At 72.5% G+C, this 14,447-nt stretch carries 16 protein-coding genes; 13 read left to right on the forward strand and 3 right to left on the reverse strand.

Going from position 1 to position 14,447, the window contains the following annotated elements; all coding sequences use genetic code 11:
• Positions 1-293 precede the first annotated feature (293 nt).
• Entirely contained in the window at positions 294-947 is a 654-nt protein-coding gene (gene phoU / locus ACZ63E_RS28305) for a phosphate signaling complex protein PhoU (protein WP_465339148.1), read from the forward strand.
• 102 nt (positions 948-1,049) lie between these two features.
• Entirely contained in the window at positions 1,050-1,496 is a 447-nt protein-coding gene (locus ACZ63E_RS28310) for a hypothetical protein (protein ID WP_465339149.1), read from the forward strand.
• Positions 1,497-1,548: 52 nt separating this feature from the next.
• On the opposite strand, the gene ACZ63E_RS28315 is transcribed toward ACZ63E_RS28310, so the two are convergent.
• Complete coding sequence (locus ACZ63E_RS28315; RefSeq protein WP_465339150.1) at positions 1,549-2,673, reverse strand: hypothetical protein; 1,125 nt, start codon at positions 2,671-2,673, stop codon at positions 1,549-1,551.
• A gap of 368 nt (positions 2,674-3,041) precedes the next feature.
• Here ACZ63E_RS28315 and ACZ63E_RS28320 point away from each other — a divergent pair, with 368 nt between their 5' ends.
• Entirely contained in the window at positions 3,042-3,290 is a 249-nt protein-coding gene (locus ACZ63E_RS28320; RefSeq protein WP_465339151.1) for a hypothetical protein, read from the forward strand.
• A 111-nt stretch (positions 3,291-3,401) separates the two neighbouring features.
• Here ACZ63E_RS28320 and ACZ63E_RS28325 read toward each other — a convergent pair whose 3' ends face one another.
• Positions 3,402-4,361, reverse strand: coding sequence for a LysR family transcriptional regulator (locus ACZ63E_RS28325; RefSeq protein ID WP_465339152.1), 960 nt, complete (start codon positions 4,359-4,361; stop codon positions 3,402-3,404).
• A 139-nt stretch (positions 4,362-4,500) separates the two neighbouring features.
• On the opposite strand from ACZ63E_RS28325, the gene ACZ63E_RS28330 reads away from it, so the two are divergent.
• The 10 genes from ACZ63E_RS28330 to rox all read left to right on the forward strand — a co-directional run bounded on the left by ACZ63E_RS28330 (position 4,501) and on the right by rox (position 12,764).
• Entirely contained in the window at positions 4,501-5,295 is a 795-nt protein-coding gene (locus ACZ63E_RS28330) for an alpha/beta hydrolase (protein WP_465339153.1), read from the forward strand.
• 4 nt (positions 5,296-5,299) lie between these two features.
• The gene (locus ACZ63E_RS28335; protein WP_465339154.1) at positions 5,300-6,094 is read left to right on the forward strand and encodes an SDR family NAD(P)-dependent oxidoreductase; all 795 of its coding nucleotides are present in this window, start codon (positions 5,300-5,302) and stop codon (positions 6,092-6,094) included.
• A gap of 49 nt (positions 6,095-6,143) precedes the next feature.
• A complete protein-coding gene (locus ACZ63E_RS28340; RefSeq protein ID WP_465339155.1) occupies positions 6,144-6,671 on the forward strand; it encodes a GNAT family N-acetyltransferase in 528 nt (175 codons plus the stop codon).
• 10 nt (positions 6,672-6,681) lie between these two features.
• Complete coding sequence (locus ACZ63E_RS28345; protein WP_465339156.1) at positions 6,682-7,050, forward strand: MerR family transcriptional regulator; 369 nt, start codon at positions 6,682-6,684, stop codon at positions 7,048-7,050.
• Between the two features lie 98 nt (positions 7,051-7,148).
• Positions 7,149-8,063 carry an NADP-dependent oxidoreductase gene (locus ACZ63E_RS28350; protein WP_465339157.1) on the forward strand — a complete coding sequence of 305 codons (915 nt, stop codon included), beginning with the start codon at positions 7,149-7,151 and terminating at the stop codon, positions 8,061-8,063.
• A gap of 54 nt (positions 8,064-8,117) precedes the next feature.
• Positions 8,118-8,465, forward strand: coding sequence for a UBP-type zinc finger domain-containing protein (locus tag ACZ63E_RS28355; RefSeq protein ID WP_465311813.1), 348 nt, complete (start codon positions 8,118-8,120; stop codon positions 8,463-8,465).
• A gap of 166 nt (positions 8,466-8,631) precedes the next feature.
• The gene (locus tag ACZ63E_RS28360; protein WP_465339158.1) at positions 8,632-9,153 is read left to right on the forward strand and encodes a MarR family winged helix-turn-helix transcriptional regulator; all 522 of its coding nucleotides are present in this window, start codon (positions 8,632-8,634) and stop codon (positions 9,151-9,153) included.
• A gap of 122 nt (positions 9,154-9,275) precedes the next feature.
• On the forward strand, positions 9,276-10,079 hold the full coding sequence (locus tag ACZ63E_RS28365) for a hypothetical protein (RefSeq protein ID WP_465339159.1): 804 nt from the start codon (positions 9,276-9,278) through the stop codon (positions 10,077-10,079).
• The gene (gene fahA / locus ACZ63E_RS28370) at positions 10,076-11,248 is read left to right on the forward strand and encodes a fumarylacetoacetase (protein WP_465339160.1); all 1,173 of its coding nucleotides are present in this window, start codon (positions 10,076-10,078) and stop codon (positions 11,246-11,248) included. Before ACZ63E_RS28365 ends, fahA begins: the two co-directional genes overlap by 4 nt.
• 91 nt (positions 11,249-11,339) lie before the next feature.
• The gene (gene rox / locus ACZ63E_RS28375; RefSeq protein WP_465339161.1) at positions 11,340-12,764 is read left to right on the forward strand and encodes a rifampin monooxygenase; all 1,425 of its coding nucleotides are present in this window, start codon (positions 11,340-11,342) and stop codon (positions 12,762-12,764) included.
• A gap of 161 nt (positions 12,765-12,925) precedes the next feature.
• Here the strand turns inward: rox and ACZ63E_RS28380 are convergent, their stop codons facing one another.
• Entirely contained in the window at positions 12,926-14,380 is a 1,455-nt protein-coding gene (locus ACZ63E_RS28380) for a PucR family transcriptional regulator (protein ID WP_465339162.1), read from the reverse strand.
• Positions 14,381-14,447 lie beyond the last annotated feature (67 nt).

Below are 14,447 nucleotides of genomic sequence, written 5' to 3' on the forward strand. Positions count from 1 at the left end.
ACGGCTTCGACCTGGTTTTCCGGTGCCAACGTACGCAGATTTCGGGGCTCCCGCCTGCGCTGACCGGGTTTGCCGAGGAAGTCCGGGGTCCCCGGCGGGCGCGGTGGCCAAGGTCACACCCGGCTCCCGCCGTCGCGGCCCCGTCCGAGGGCGCCGAGCGGCCGGCCGGCCCGACGGGCCTCCGGCGGGGCCGGAGGAATCGACGGAATACCGCGCGCCACACCGATGAATCGTCTGAAAATCGGCCGAAAGGCGCGGCCGCTGTCTCCGCAGAACGGACTTATACTCTCTCGATGCGCGAAAAGTTCCACGGCGAATTGGCCGAGCTGGGTGAAGAGCTGAAGTTCCTGTGCCGCCTGGCGGCGGAATCGATGCGCCGCGCCAGCGCGGCGTTGCTGACGGCCGACTTGCCGTTGGCCGAGCGGGTTCTCGGCGCCGACGACGATCTCGACCGGGCCCGCGTCGAATGCGAGTCGCACGCCCAGTCGCTGCTGGCGCTGCAGGCGCCGGTCGCCGGCGATCTTCGCACCGTTCTGGCGGTGATCTATTGCGCCGAGAAGTTCGAGCGAATGGGTGATCTCGCCGCGCACATCGCCGACACCACCCGTTTCACCCATCCCGAGCGGGCCGTTCCGGCCGAGCTGGAACCCGTGTTTTCGAAAATGAGCGACACCGCGGCGGGGATGGCCGACCGGCTGGCCGAGAAGATCTCCGGCGAGTCGGCGGGCGCGTTCACCGAACTGGACGAGACCGACCAGGTCGTGGACGCGCTGCACGCCGACGTCCTGCACCGGATCACCGAGAACGGGTGGCCGCACGGCGTGCAGACCGCGACCAGCCTGGCCCTGCTGGCGAGGTTCTACGAGCGGTTCGCCGACCAGGCCGTCTCGGTGGCCAAGCGGCTGGAGTTCGCCGAGTCCGGGGACATCCCCTCGCTCCAGGGCTGAGGGGCGCGCACTTCGCGGAAAGCGCCGCACCGGCGGCGGCCGCCGCCTAGGATCGGCACGGCTCGGGCCGGAGGTGCCGGCGGAACGCCGTGGAGGGCAGGCATGACACCCTTTGCCGTGACGACCATCGAGACCGCCCCGCGGGTGCTGCTGCTCGTCGTGGGCCTGCTCGGCCTGGTCTTTTCGCTCAAGGGCCGCGCCCGGGGCGGCTCCGGCCTGCTGGTCGGCGCCTTCGTCGTCCTGCTCGTCACGACGGCGGCGGGCATCGTGTGGCGGTTCGTGTCGCTGGACGCGGCGTCCTGGATCAGGTCCGGGAACCTGACGGCCAGCGACCTCAGCTTGATCTTCATGGGGGTCGCCGTCCCGCTCGACGTCGCCACCGTGCTCGCCTGGCTCCTGGTCGCGCTCGCGGTGGTCAAGAGCGGTCGCCTGACCCGGCAAGCCGTCGCGCCGTACCCGGGACCGGCGGGCTACCCGATGGCCGCGCAACCCGGCTACGCCCAGCCTGGGCAGCCGTACCCGGGTTCGCCGACCCAGCCGCCGGGCTGACACCGGAAAGCGGGCCGCCTCCCTCGGATCGGGGGAGACGACCCGCCCTTGCTCAGCCGCGAGCGGCGGCCACCGCGGCCGGCGGCATCAGCTTCGGGTACTCCTTCTGGAACTTCTCGATCATCGTCGCGGTCGGGACGATCCGGTTCGGGTTGCCCTGGCTCGTCGCCTGCTTCTCACCCCAGGCGCCCGCGGCCTTGCGCTGGTCGGGGGTGCCGTGGCTGTGGAAGCAGTCGCCGATGGAGGCGTCCAGGTAGGTGACCTCCTGCTGGGTGCGCGCGTCCCACGCGAAACCCTTGGCGTGCGCGACGAAGTAGCCGCCGTAGGCGTCCGGGCCCATCTCGGCGGACTCGTTGCGCGGGTAGTTCTCGTGGGCGAAGTCGACCTGGTGGCCGTACTCGTGGCCGACCACGGACTCCACCGAGACGTCGTCGAAGCCGAGGAGGTTGACGGTGTCGAGCAGGCCGTCACCCAGCGCCACGCGCTTGCCGCCGAGGCTGTCGGCCGGGGCGGAGAACGCGTTCAGCGTGATCAGCGGGTTACGCCCACCCTGTAGCGCCGGCACTTCGTAGAGCACCTTGGTGGCGAGCGCGGCGGCGGCCTTCACCTTCGCCGGCGCGAGGCCGAGGGCGAAGGTCTGCGCCATCTTCGCCTGGCTGCCGAGATCGGTGCCCTTCCACGCGACGAGCTGGATGTTCCAGCTCTCGATGTCCCAGAAGCCGCGCAGCTTGTCGATCGTGGCGGTGGCGCGCGGGGTGTACTGGCCGTCGGTGCCGAAGACCTGCGGGGTCTTGTCGGACGCGACACCCTGGACGTAGAGCTGGCTCAGCCCCGACAGCGCGTCGAGCGCCTGACCCTCGAGCGGGGTCAGCTGGGAGGCGAGCTTGTTCGCGTAGGTCAGCAGCGAACCCTCGGTGCAGCCGGGGATCGGGCCCGCCGCGGCGCGGCTCTGGGAGCCATGCTGCGGGATCGGCGACTCGATGAGCCGGTCGACACCGCGCAGCGCGTCCGCGGGCAGGCCGTTGTAGAGGTCGATGACGTCCTGGTACAGCTGCGCGACGTCCTGCTCGACGGTGGCCGGCGCGGCCGCCGCGGGAACGGCCGTCGCGAGCGCGAGCGCCGCCACGGTGCCCGCCGCCGCGAGTGTTTTGCCGAGGAATCTGGTCCGGTTGGGCAAGATGGGTCCCCTCTTCGGTTCCGGTTCAAGATCACGAAGCACCGCCACAGTAGGGCGGTGGTTGGCGGCCGGACCGGCGCCGGGACAAGAACCCCGGAATGGCCCACGCCGTTCGAAGGGTTGTCGCCCTGCGGACATCGGCCGAAAGTACTAGGCGGTCCGGACGGCGTTCCGGCCTGCGATGACGCCATGACCGGTGGGGCCAGGCGTCCGGCGAGCCGGGACTGCGGCGGCTGCGCGCCCACGGCCGGCGCTGGACGTTCGCCCTGCTGGTCGCCGCCGGCCTGATCGCCGCCGCCTTCGTCCTGGAGACCGGGCTCGGCCGGGCGGCCGAGGAGCTGCTGCGCACCGGCGTCCGCACCGACGGCGTGGTCCTCTCGACCGAGCGGCCGCGGCGAAGCCCGACGGTGCTCGAGGTCGAGTACGACTTCGGCGGTTTTGCCCGGCGGGGCACGGTGGACCAGTCTTCGGACCGCCGCCACGCGGCCCCCGACCGGCGGCTGGCCGCTCCGCCGGACCCGCTGATCCGCTACCGCGACGGGACCACCGTCAGCGCCCGGGGTGCGCACGCTTACGGTGTCGCCCAGCTCGCCGACCGGCCCCGCCGGGACGCCTGAGTCGCCGGGGCCGGTGCGCACCTGGCCGTGCTGTTTCCCTTTGGGGTCAAGGGAAAGCGGCCGTACCTCGTCCCCGCCGAAGCCGTCGAGGGGAGTCCTGCCGACCGCTGATCACGCGGATGTCAGGTCTTCGGGCGGGACCCACAGCGGCGCGGTGTCCGCGTGGTCGGGGTGCAGCCACCGCCGCTGCTCCGCTGTTTCCCGCGCGCTCCGCAGGTAGGCCTGGACGGCTTCCGGTTGTTCACCCTCCCGCCAGGCCAGCGACCAGGCGTAGACGGGCTGGAGCTCCCGCGGCCGGTGGATGGGAATGCCGCGGTCGGCGTAACGGCGGGCGTAGCTGTCGAACTCGAGCAGGTACGCGCTGTCGCGGGCGCGGCTCAGGGCCGCGTGGCAGTTGTCGAACGTGCCGGGGTTGCCCAGCCAGCGCAGGGCGAGGCCGGTGTGCTGCTCCCACGAGCTCAGGTAGCGCCCGTGCACGTTGTACAACGTCGTGCCGGGCGCGTCCGCGAAGACCTCGAGGGGCCGCTCGTGCACCGACGCGGTTTCCCGCCTCGGGTCGCCGGGCCGGCCGACCAGCCAGAACGGCTCGAGCCGGAGCAGCGTGTGCCGCCACCCGGCCGGGTGGTCGGCCTTGAGGGTGGTGGTGACGCGCAGGACCGCGACGTCGAGGTGGCCCTCCAGCAGCGCGGCGAGCTGGCGGGCGCTGTCCATCTGGCTCTGGACGAGCCGGACGCCGGGATGGGCGGCGAGGAACGCGTCGGCGACCACCCGGCTGGTGTCGAGCTCGAAGATGTGGGCGATCCGCAGGTGGTCCGGGGCGGGCTCGTTCAGCATGTGGTCGGCCGTGGCCAGCAGCTGCCGGGCGAGGTGCAGGAACCGTTCGCCGCGCGGGGTCAGCGCGACGTGCCGGCTGTCGCGCACCAGCAGCGGCGCGCCGACGTCGGCTTCCAGCTTGCGGATCTGCTTCGACAGCGTCGGCTGGCTGATGAACAGCCGGGTGGCGGCCCGGCCGAAGTGCAGTTCGTCGGCGACGGTGACGAAGTACCGCACCAGCCTGAGATCGAGGTCCATCCGGGCCTTCCCGCGCACGAAGGGTGAAGCAGTGCGTCAACGATGCCACTGCGGCTATCGATGTGGACCCGACAGGTCTTGGACGCCGGGGCCGCGGGTCGTGTTGGCTTCGGGAAAGCCCCCCGAACCGGAGGATCCGATGACCGGCACCCCCGTCGTGTTCATCCACGGTCTGTGGCTGCACGCCACCTCGTGGAACCCCTGGATCGACCACTTCCGGGCGGCGGGCTACGCGCCGGTCGCCCCCGGCTGGCCGCACGAGCCCGCCACGGTCGAGCTGGCCCGGGAAAACCCGGACGCCGTCGCCGACACCTCGATCGACGACGCCACCGCGCACTTCGCGGAGATCATCGCCGGCCTCGACCGGCCCCCGGTGATCGTCGGGCACTCCTTCGGCGGGCTGATCACCGAGAAGCTGCTGGGCCAGGGGATCGGGCTGGCCGGCGTCGCCATCGACCCGGCCCAGATCAAGGGCGTCCTGCCGCTGCCGCTGGCGCAGCTGCGCGCGGGGCTGCCGGCGCTGGGCAACCCCGCGAACCTCCACCGGTCGGTTTCGCTGACGGAGAAGGAGTTCCGCTTCGGCTTCGGCAACACGCTGACCGACGAGGAGTCGGCGGAGCTGCACCAGCGCTGGACGATCCCGTCCCCGGCCCGGCCGCTGTTCCAGGCCGCGGCGGCGAACTTCGTGCTGCACTCGCAGGCCCAGGTCGACACCCACCGCGCGGACCGCGGCCCGCTCCTGCTGATCTCCGGCACCGCGGACCACACCGTGCCGGACGTGGTGACCCGGTCGACGCTCAAGCAGTACCGCGACTCCACCGCCGTCACCGAGCTGAAGCAGTTCGTGGGCCGGGGCCACTCGCTCACGGTCGACCGCGGCTGGCGCGACGTCGCCGACGCCGTGCTCGCCTGGCTGCGCGAGCACGGGCTCTGAGCCGGTGGACCTCGGACTGGACGGCGCGGTCGCCGTGGTCACCGGCGCCGGCCGCGGCATCGGCCTCGCCGTCACCGAAGTCCTCGCCGGCGAGGGTGTGCACGTCGTGGCCGGGGCTCGCCACCCCGGCCCGGACCTGGACGCCCTCGCCCGGGCGGGGAAGGTGCACACCCTGGCCGTGGACCTCGGCACCGCCGACGGGCCGGGCAAGCTGGCGGAGCTGGCCCGGACCGAGTTCGGGCGGATCGACATCCTGGTCAACAACGTCGGCGCGGTCACCCCGCGGCCGAACGGCTTCCTGCTGGTCACCGACGACGAGTGGACGCGGTCGGTGACGCTGAACCTGCTCAGCGCGGTCCGGGCCACACGCGCGGTGCTGCCGACGATGGTGACGGCCGGCCGCGGCAGCATCGTCACGATCGCCTCGGTGAACGCGATCCTGCCCGACCCGGGCGTGATCGACTACAGCGCGGCGAAGGCGGCTTTGGTCAACTTCACGAAGTCGGTGTCGAAGGAGTTCGGCCCACGGGGCATCCGCGCCAACGCGATCAACCCGGGGCCGGTCGCGACGGACTTGTGGCTCGGCAGCGGCGGTGTCGCGGAAACGATCGCTGCCACGACGGGCGCGGATCCTGAGGCCGTTGCCGCCGAAGCCGCAACGCATGCGGTCACCGGACGCTTCACCCGGCCCGCGGAAGTCGCGAACCTGGCGGCTTTCCTGGCGAGCGACCTGGTGGCGGGCAACATCACCGGCGCGACCGTGGCCATCGACGGCGGCTATGCGACTGAAACGCACTGAGCCGGCCGCCGCGGCCCGGCACGAACCGCAGACCTGACAATGTTGCAGCATGCAGAAAAGTGACGATGGGCCTCAGCCCGGCAGCGTGACCTTCCGGTTGGCCGACACCAGCCTGCGCCCGGTGATCGAACAGCTGGGACAGCTGGAGCGGCACGACTTGTCGCCGTGGACGGGAGATCTGCCGGGACCTGCCGGTCTGTTCGAGTTCCCGCGACTGTCACGGTTCTTCACCGACGCCGACCACGATGCCTATGTGATCTACTCGGACGGACAGCTCGCGGGCTTCTGCCTGCTTCGCCCGTTCGAGGACACCGCCACATTCATCCACGCGTTTTTCATCGTTCGGGCTTTACGGCGTCAAGGTGTCGGCCTGGCAGCCGCGACCGGCCTGATGCGGGCACGTCGGGGACGGTGGGCCATCGCCTTCCTGGAGGAGAATGCCCCGGCAGCACGGTTCTGGAGGCAGGTGACGACCGAAGTCGTCGGCGAGGACTGGACGCAGGAAACTCGCCGCCATCCGGACGGTGTTCATGTTTTCACCTTCGTTCACGTCGATGTCGACCACACCCGGGCGTAGCCTTTGCGGGATGCGGATCGGCGAGCTGTCCCAGCGCACGGGCGTGAGCCCGCGCTCACTGCGCTACTACGAAGACCAGGGTCTGCTGACCAGTGCACGCTCCGACGCGGGGCAGCGTCACTATCCCGAAACCGCCGTCCAGCGCGTGGCGCTCATCCGGCAGCTGTTCGACGCGGGGATGTCCAGCCGGGTGATCGCGACCGTGCTGCCGTGCGTGGACGTCCCGGATGACCTGGGCGTCGCCGAAGAGACGTTCGCGGCGATGATGCGCGAGCGCGACCGGATCGACGCCGACATCGCGCACCTGGTCGAGACCCGGGCCGCCCTCGACGTCGTGATCAGCGCCAACCGCAGGCACCGGGCCGCCTTGACGCTGTGACCCGCGCCTCAGCCGGTTGCCCCTCACATCGATGTCAGCGGTGAGGATGGCGGCAGCGCCCGGAACCGCCGGGCCGGTCCGGCGAAAGGCGGCAAGAAATGGGACAGGCGTGGGGTTTCCGCAAGCATGGCGGGCCCGAAGTGCAGGAGTTCTTCGATCGTCCCGATCCCGCACCCGGTCGTGGCGAGGTGTTGATCCGGGTCGACGTCGCCGGCGTGAACCCCCTGGACCACCTCGTGCGTTCGGGTCTGGTCCCCGGGCTCGACGGCGGACGTCCGTTTCCCCGCGTGCTGGGCATGGAGGCCGCGGGAACGGTGCTCGCCCGCGGTGAGGACGTCGACGGGCTCGAGGTGGGCGACGCGGTCTTCGGCTTCGCCCTCACCGGCGGCGGCGCCTACGCCGAGACGACGGTGCTGTCCGCGCCGAACACCGCCCGCATCCCGGCGGGCCTGTCCGCGACCGTGGCCGCGACGCTGCCGGTAGCCGGAACGACGGCGGTGGACGCGCTCGACCAGCTCGACCTGCCGGCCGGGGCCACGATCCTGGTGAACGGGGTCGGGGGCGGAGTCGGCCTCGCCGTCGCCCGGCTGGCCGTCGCGCGCAGGCTGCTGGTGATCGGCACCGGGAGCACCGCCAAGCGTGAGCACGCCGAGGCCGTCGGCGTGCGGTTCCTCGACTACACCGCCGGGGACGTCGTCGCCGCGGCCCGAGAGCTGGTTCCGGACGGCTTCGACGGGATCGTCGACCTCGCTGGAGGCGCCTCGCTGCGGGCGGTCGCGCCGCTGTCCCGGGATGTCATTTCCGTGGGGGACATGTCCGTGGCCGAGCTGGGTGGACGGTTCGTCGAGCGCCGCCTCGACCGCGAGAGCCTGGAGCGCGCTGCCCGGCTGGCCCTGGACGGCGTCCTCGCCCCGGTGATCACCGCGGTCCATCCGCTGTCCGACGCCCCGGCCGCCCTCGCCACCGTCGAGAACGGGCACGCGGCGGGCAAGGTGGTCGTCAAGGTGGCCTGAGTGCGCCGGCCACCGGTGGATGCGCGCCGGCGGGATTCGGGGGAGACTGTCGGCATGGCCGAAATCGAGGGAATCGACGTCGCGGCGCCACCGAGCGGCACCGGGTGCGCGGAATGCCTGGCCGCCGAGGGCTGGTGGTTCCACCTGCGGCGCTGCGCCCAGTGCGGCCACATCGGCTGCTGCGACAGCTCACCGGCGCAGCACGCGACCGCGCACGCCAAGGAGAGCGGGCACAGCCTGATCCGCAGCTTCGAGCCGGGCGAGGACTGGTTCTACAGCTACGAGACGGGCGAGGCCTACGACGGCCCGGCCCTCGCGCCCCCGCAGCACCGCCCGGCCGAGCAGCCGGCCCCGGGCCCGGCGGGGCGCGTGCCTGCCGACTGGCAGACCCACCTGCACTAGGCGGCAAGGCTGCGGGCTCGGCGGGTCGGGCGATCCGCGAGGTCGGATGCCGGGCGCTCGGATGCTTGGGCGTTGGGCGAGCCTGCAGCCTCGCGTCGCCGACCAAAGCCCGTCACCCCACCCGAGCAAACCAGTTTCGAGTTTGACTACTTGCTAAAGTGCCCCGATGGAAGCGGAGCTGGACTTCTGGTCCTTCGTCGAGCTGGCCAACCGCCGGCTCGCTACTGAGTACGGCTTCCGGCACCAGCTGGCCACCGAGGTGCTGCTGACCCTCAATCGGGCCTCCGACCTGGTCACCTACGACCTCGAGGCCGCGGTGCACCGGCCCCGCGGCCGGTCGTGGTCGGCGTTTCGGCTGCTGTTCGTCGTCTGGCTGGCCGGGCCCCTGGAACCGAAGAGCGCCGCGCGGCTGACCGGGATGAGCCGGGCCGCCGTGTCGAACCTGATGAAACCACTCGTCGCCGACGGCCTGCTCGACCGCGTGCCGGACGAGCACGACGGCCGTTCGGTCCAGCTTTCGCTCACCGCCGCCGGGCGCGAAGAGATGGTTTCGGTGTTCCGGGACCACAACGAGCGCGAGTTCGGCTGGACCGACGCCCTCACCGAGACCGAGCAGCGCATCCTCGTCATGCTGCTGGGCAAGCTGATCACCAGCCGCGCCGAGTTCGATCGCCGCAGCCGCCGGTGACCTCTTCCCGTGCCGGGGGACGGGGACTACGCTGCCCAGAAGATAGTAAAAGGGTGAACTAGTTCGGCCGAGGAGGAGACGACCATGGCGCAGACCGTCCCGAAGACCACCGGGCCGGCGGCATGATCCCCGCCGTCTTCGCCGGGCTGTGCGACGACGCCGCGGTCTTCCCGCCCGGGCTCGCGCCGCTGCCGGACGCCGTCGCCGCGCACGACCGGTACCGGACGGCCTGGTACACCGACCTCGTCGGCCCGCTGGTGGTCGCCGCTCCGGCGCTCGCGGCGCTGAAGGACGTGCTCGGGTCGCGGGAGACGCCGCTGCCGCTCGCGGTGACGCTGCCCGGCGGGCCTGCGCAGCTGGCCGGGGTGCTCGACGCCGTCCCGGCGCTGCCGGTCGACCTGCGGGCGCTGGAGATCGCCGTGCCGGACGGGATGGGCCCCGGCGAGGTGCTCACCGCGATCGCGCCCGCCACCGTCCCGGTGTACGTCGAGATCCCGCGGGACGACCGGCGCGTCCCCCTGCTGGAAGCGCTGGCCGGGACGCCCCACCGGGCCAAGTTCCGGACCGGCGGTGTCCGCGCCGAGCTGTACCCCGACGAGGCCGAGCTGGCCGCCGCGATCCGGGCCGCCGTCGCGGCCGGCGTCCCGTTCAAGGCCACTGCCGGCCTGCACCACGCGCTGCGCAACACCGATCCCGAGACCGGGTTCGAGCAGCACGGGTTCCTCAACCTGCTGCTGGCCGCCGGTGCTCCCGAAGACGCCGAAGCCCTGCTCGCCGAGCGGGACGGATCTGTTGTCGCCCAACGGGTTCGTGACCTGGACGTGGCCGCCGCCCGGGCGCGCTTCACCTCGTTCGGCACCTGCAGCGTCAGCGACCCCCTGACCGAGCTGGCCGAGCTCGGCCTGCTGCCCCGAGGAGAGGCATGACCACGATCGACATCCCCGCCGGCTCGCCGTTCGGGACCGACAACCTGCCCTACGGCGTGTTCTCCGTGGGCGGTGACACCCCGCGGGTCGGCGTCCGCGTCGGCGACTCCGTGGTCGATCTCGCCCTCGCGCTGGGCGACGACGTCTTCGCCGCGTCGTCACTGAACCCGTTCATGGCGCAGGGACACGACAGCTGGGTCGCCGTCCGGGAGCGGATCACCGCGCTCGTCGCCGGAGACGTCCCGGACGCCGCCGTGCACCCCATCCACGCGGTCGCGATGCACCTGCCGATCGAGGTCGCGGACTACGTCGACTTCTACGCCTCCGAACACCATGCGTCCAACGTCGGACGGCTGTTCCGCCCGGACGCGGAACCGTTGCTGCCCAACTGGAAGCACCTCCCGGTCGGCTACCACGGCCGCGCCGGGACGGTGCTCGTCTCCGGCACGGACATCGTGCGCCCGAGCGGCCAGCGCAAGGGCGACCCGGCGCCGGTGTTCGGCCCGAGCACCCGCCTGGACATCGAGGCGGAGCTGGGTTTTGTCGTCGGCACCGGCACGCCGCTGAACACCCCGATCGCCCCGGACGACTTCGCCCGGCACGTCTTCGGCGCGGTGCTGCTCAACGACTGGTCGGCGCGCGACATCCAGGCGTGGGAGTACGTGCCGCTGGGCCCGAACCTGGGCAAGAGCTTCGCGACGTCGATCTCCGCGTGGGTGGTCCCGGTCCTGGCGCTGGAGGCGGCGCGGATCCCGCTGCCCGGCCAGGACCCGGAACCGCTGCCCTACCTGCGGGAGAGCTCGCCGTGGGGGCTCGACGTCGAGCTGGTCGTCGAGTGGAACGGCGAGGAGGTCAGCCGGCCGCCGTACCGCGAGATGTACTGGTCGCCGGCGCAGATGCTGGCCCACCTGACGGTCAACGGCGCGTCGTCCCGCACCGGCGACCTGTACGGCTCGGGCACGATCTCCGGCCCGGAGAAGCATCAGCGCGGCGCGTTCCTGGAGCTGAGCTGGGGCGGCAAGGAACCGCTCACGGTGAAGGGGGAGGAGCGCAGCTTCCTCCTGGACGGCGACGAGGTCGTGATCACGGGCACGGCCCCGGGCGCGAACGGCGGCCGCATCGGTTTCGGTGAGGTCCGCGGCCGCGTCCGACCCGCAGGCCGGGGCTGAGCCCGAGCCGAACCCGTATATCGGTTGCGGCCGGACCCGGGGTGCCGGACAGTGGGCCGCCGATGACAGGACCTGCGGAAACGGGTGGTTCATGTTCGATGTGATCATTGCCGGGTGCGGGCCGGCCGGCGCCATGCTGGCGGCCGAGCTGCGGCTGCACGACGTGCGGGTGCTGGTGCTGGAGAAGGAACTCGAGCCCACCTCGTCGTTCGTGCGTGTGGTCAGCCTGCACGTGCGCAGTCTCGAGCTGATGGCGATGCGCGGGCTGCTGGACCGGTTCCTCGAACGCGGCCGGCAGCGGCCGGTCGGCGGGGTGTTCGCCGCCATCGCCAAACCGGCGCCCGCGGACCTCGGTTCCGCTTGTCTGCTGGGCATTCCGCAACCGGTTGTCGACCGGCTGCTGGCGGAGCACGCGACCGAACTGGGCGCCCAGATCCGGCGCGGCTGTGCCGTGGCCGGGCTCGAGCAGGACGACGAGGGGGTGACCGTCGAGCTGGCCGGCGGGGAGCGGCTGCGGTCGCGCTATCTCGTCGGCTGCGACGGCGCGCGCAGCACGGTGCGCAAGCTGCTCGGCGTCGGCTTTCCCGGCGAGCCCTCGCGGAACGACACGCTGATGGGCGAGCTGGAAGTGGCGGTGCCGCCGGAGGAGAACACCGCGATGGTGGCCGAAATCCGGGAGCGGCACAGGACGTTCAGCCTCGGGCCCTTCGGCGGAGACGTCTACCGTGTCGTGGTCCCCGCCGCGGGAGTCACGGAGGATCGCGCGGAGCCACCCACGCTCGAAGACTTCAAGGAAGCGCTGCGCGCCATCGCCGGCACGGACTTCGGGGTGCACTCGCCACGCTGGCTGTCCCGCTTCGGTGACGCCACCCGGCTGGCCGAGCGGTACCGGGTCGGGCGGGTCCTCCTCGCCGGCGACGCGGCGCACATCCACCCGCCCGCCGGCGGGCAGGGCCTCAACCTGGGGATGCAGGACGCGGTCAACCTCGGCTGGAAGCTGGCCGGGCGGATCCACGGCTGGGCGCCGGAAGGCCTGCTGGACACCTATCACGCCGAGCGTCATCCGGTCGCCGAAGCCGTCCTGGACAACACCCGCGCCCAGGTTGAGCTGGCGTCGGCCGAACCGGGCCCGCGGGCCGTGCGCAAGCTGCTCACCGAACTGATGGACTTCGACGTCGTGAACCGGCACCTGATCGAGAAGATCACCGCGATCGGCGTCCGCTACGACTTCGGCGCGGGCCCGGACCTGCTCGGCCGACGCATGCCCGACGTCGAGCTGAAGCAGGGCCGCCTCTACGACCGGCTGCGCCGGGGCCGCGGCCTGGTGCTCGACCGCACCGAACGGCTGACGGTCGAAGGCTGGGCGGACCGCGTCGACCTCATCGCGGATCCTGCTGCGGCACTGGATGTTCCGGCCGTCCTGCTGCGCCCCGACGGGCATGTCGCGTGGATCGGCGAGGACCGGCAGGAGCTGAACGGGCACCTCGCCCGCTGGTTCGGCGAGCCCGCGGGCTGAACTCCGGGCCACCACAGGCATCGGGAGAAGCACCGTGACGATCCCCCAGGTACCGTCACGGTGCTTCCCGGGGCAAACCTAGCCGCCTGACGCGTTTCGCGGCGAGTCGCAGAGTGCACAGTGAGGAGCCGCCGCGGTTTCCCGGTGACCAGTGACGCGGGTTAGAGCGAGCCGAGCGCCCGCAAAGCCAGCCACAGCTCGTGTTTGGCGCTGGGCAGGTGCAGCAGGGACCGCCCGAGCGCCTGCTCGATCCGGGTCAGCCGCTTGCGCGCGGCCGGCGCGGAGATGGCGAGGGCCGCCGCGGTGGCCGGGAGCCGGGTGTCGGAGCGCAGCCAGGCCCGCACCGTCTCGAGGCCGGCGGGTTCCAGCGGACGGACTTGGGAACGGGCCCAGACCACCGCCGCCGGGGTCGCCAGCAGCGCGTCGAGGGTGCTCGGCCGGTCCGCCCCGGCCGCGGTGGGTTGCCGGGCGTGCAACCGCAGCGCGAGCCACGCGGCCGACTGGTCGGGAACCCGGGTGAGGTCGACGCCGAGCAGCTCGTCGAGCAGGCGGACGCGGGCCGCGAGGGTGTTGCGGTGGACCTTGAGGTGCCGGCTCGCGCCGCTGCCAAAGGTGAGCCATGAGGTCAGCGTCGCCAGGAGCTCCTCGGCGCCGGGATCGGCCCGCCGCGCGGGGGTGTAGGACAGGCACGGCGTCAGGAACCCCGCCGCCCAAGCGTATCCGGAGCCGCCGAGGAACGGCGTGAGGTCGGTCTGCCGGTCGAACCGGGCGAACCCGCCGGGCACCCCGCGGGCCACCGCCAGGGCGTGGAACGCCTGCTCGTAGCCGATCGCGGTCTCGCGCAGCGGCATTTCCTCACTCGCGCCGATCCGGGCTTCCGGGGCGTGTTCGGCGATCAACCGGCCCAGGGACCGGTCCGCGCGGCGGTCGCCCTCGGCCGGCACGAGCGCGATCAGGTGGTGGGGCTGGACCGGGCACGGCACGATCCACGCCCGCCCCCGCGCGAAACGCTCGATCCGGTCGGCGACGCGGTGGCGCCGCCCGCCCGGGCACTCGACGACGTAGACGCGGGAAAGCTCGGCCAGCCGCGGCCCGAGGGTCCCGGCGATCCGTTGCGCGGCCGCGACACTGCCGACGATGAGCAGGTGCAGCACGGCTTCGCGGCTGTGCGCCATCGCCACGGCGACCCGGCCGCGGGTGTGCTCGGCCTCTTCCAGCCGCAGGCAGAGGTCCAGTACCCGGGCGGCGTCGGTGAGCAGGACACCGTGCGGGCGCGCCGAGGGGTCCGCGACCATCAGGTGCGGCGGATCGTCCGCCGTGCCGACGCGGACGAGGTCGAGGGTGCCCGCTTCGTCGTCGAGGACCGCGGAAAGCGTTCCCCGGCGGCGCATGCCGGCCAACGCGGTGACGACCGCGGCGGGGACCGCGGGACGCGGGCGGCCGGGCGGCGCGGCCAGCACCCGGCCGCCGGCGCCGAGCAGGGCCACCGAGCCGCCGGTCCGCTCGGCGAGCCGGCCGAGGATCGCGCGCACCGCGTCGGGACCGGTGGACAGCCGGACGAGCGCGGCCAGGTCGTCGGCGCGGCCGGATGCCGGCGTCGTCCGGACTCGGCCCACTCCTCGACCACCCTTCGGTTGTAAGGGCTTTCACGGTAGCCCCCAGGGCGCCGTAGCACCGAAGCCG

The organism is Amycolatopsis sp. NPDC104819 (assembly GCF_055583145.1).

What these genes read in the sequence shown, in the direction of transcription:
- ACZ63E_RS28310 (WP_465339149.1), top strand. Translation starts at nt 1,050, where the DNA reads ATGACACCCTTTGCCGTGACGACCATCGAGACCGCCCCGCGGGTGCTG.
- ACZ63E_RS28350 (WP_465339157.1), top strand. Translation starts at nt 7,149, where the DNA reads ATGGGACAGGCGTGGGGTTTCCGCAAGCATGGCGGGCCCGAAGTGCAG.
- ACZ63E_RS28365 (WP_465339159.1), top strand. Translation starts at nt 9,276, where the DNA reads ATGATCCCCGCCGTCTTCGCCGGGCTGTGCGACGACGCCGCGGTCTTC.
- fahA (WP_465339160.1), top strand. Translation starts at nt 10,076, where the DNA reads ATGACCACGATCGACATCCCCGCCGGCTCGCCGTTCGGGACCGACAAC.
- rox (WP_465339161.1), top strand. Translation starts at nt 11,340, where the DNA reads ATGTTCGATGTGATCATTGCCGGGTGCGGGCCGGCCGGCGCCATGCTG.
- ACZ63E_RS28325 (WP_465339152.1), bottom strand. Translation starts at nt 4,361, where the DNA reads ATGGACCTCGATCTCAGGCTGGTGCGGTACTTCGTCACCGTCGCCGAC.
- ACZ63E_RS28360 (WP_465339158.1), top strand. Translation starts at nt 8,632, where the DNA reads ATGGAAGCGGAGCTGGACTTCTGGTCCTTCGTCGAGCTGGCCAACCGC.
- ACZ63E_RS28355 (WP_465311813.1), top strand. Translation starts at nt 8,118, where the DNA reads ATGGCCGAAATCGAGGGAATCGACGTCGCGGCGCCACCGAGCGGCACC.
- phoU (WP_465339148.1), top strand. Translation starts at nt 294, where the DNA reads ATGCGCGAAAAGTTCCACGGCGAATTGGCCGAGCTGGGTGAAGAGCTG.
- ACZ63E_RS28345 (WP_465339156.1), top strand. Translation starts at nt 6,682, where the DNA reads ATGCGGATCGGCGAGCTGTCCCAGCGCACGGGCGTGAGCCCGCGCTCA.
- ACZ63E_RS28330 (WP_465339153.1), top strand. Translation starts at nt 4,501, where the DNA reads ATGACCGGCACCCCCGTCGTGTTCATCCACGGTCTGTGGCTGCACGCC.
- ACZ63E_RS28340 (WP_465339155.1), top strand. Translation starts at nt 6,144, where the DNA reads ATGCAGAAAAGTGACGATGGGCCTCAGCCCGGCAGCGTGACCTTCCGG.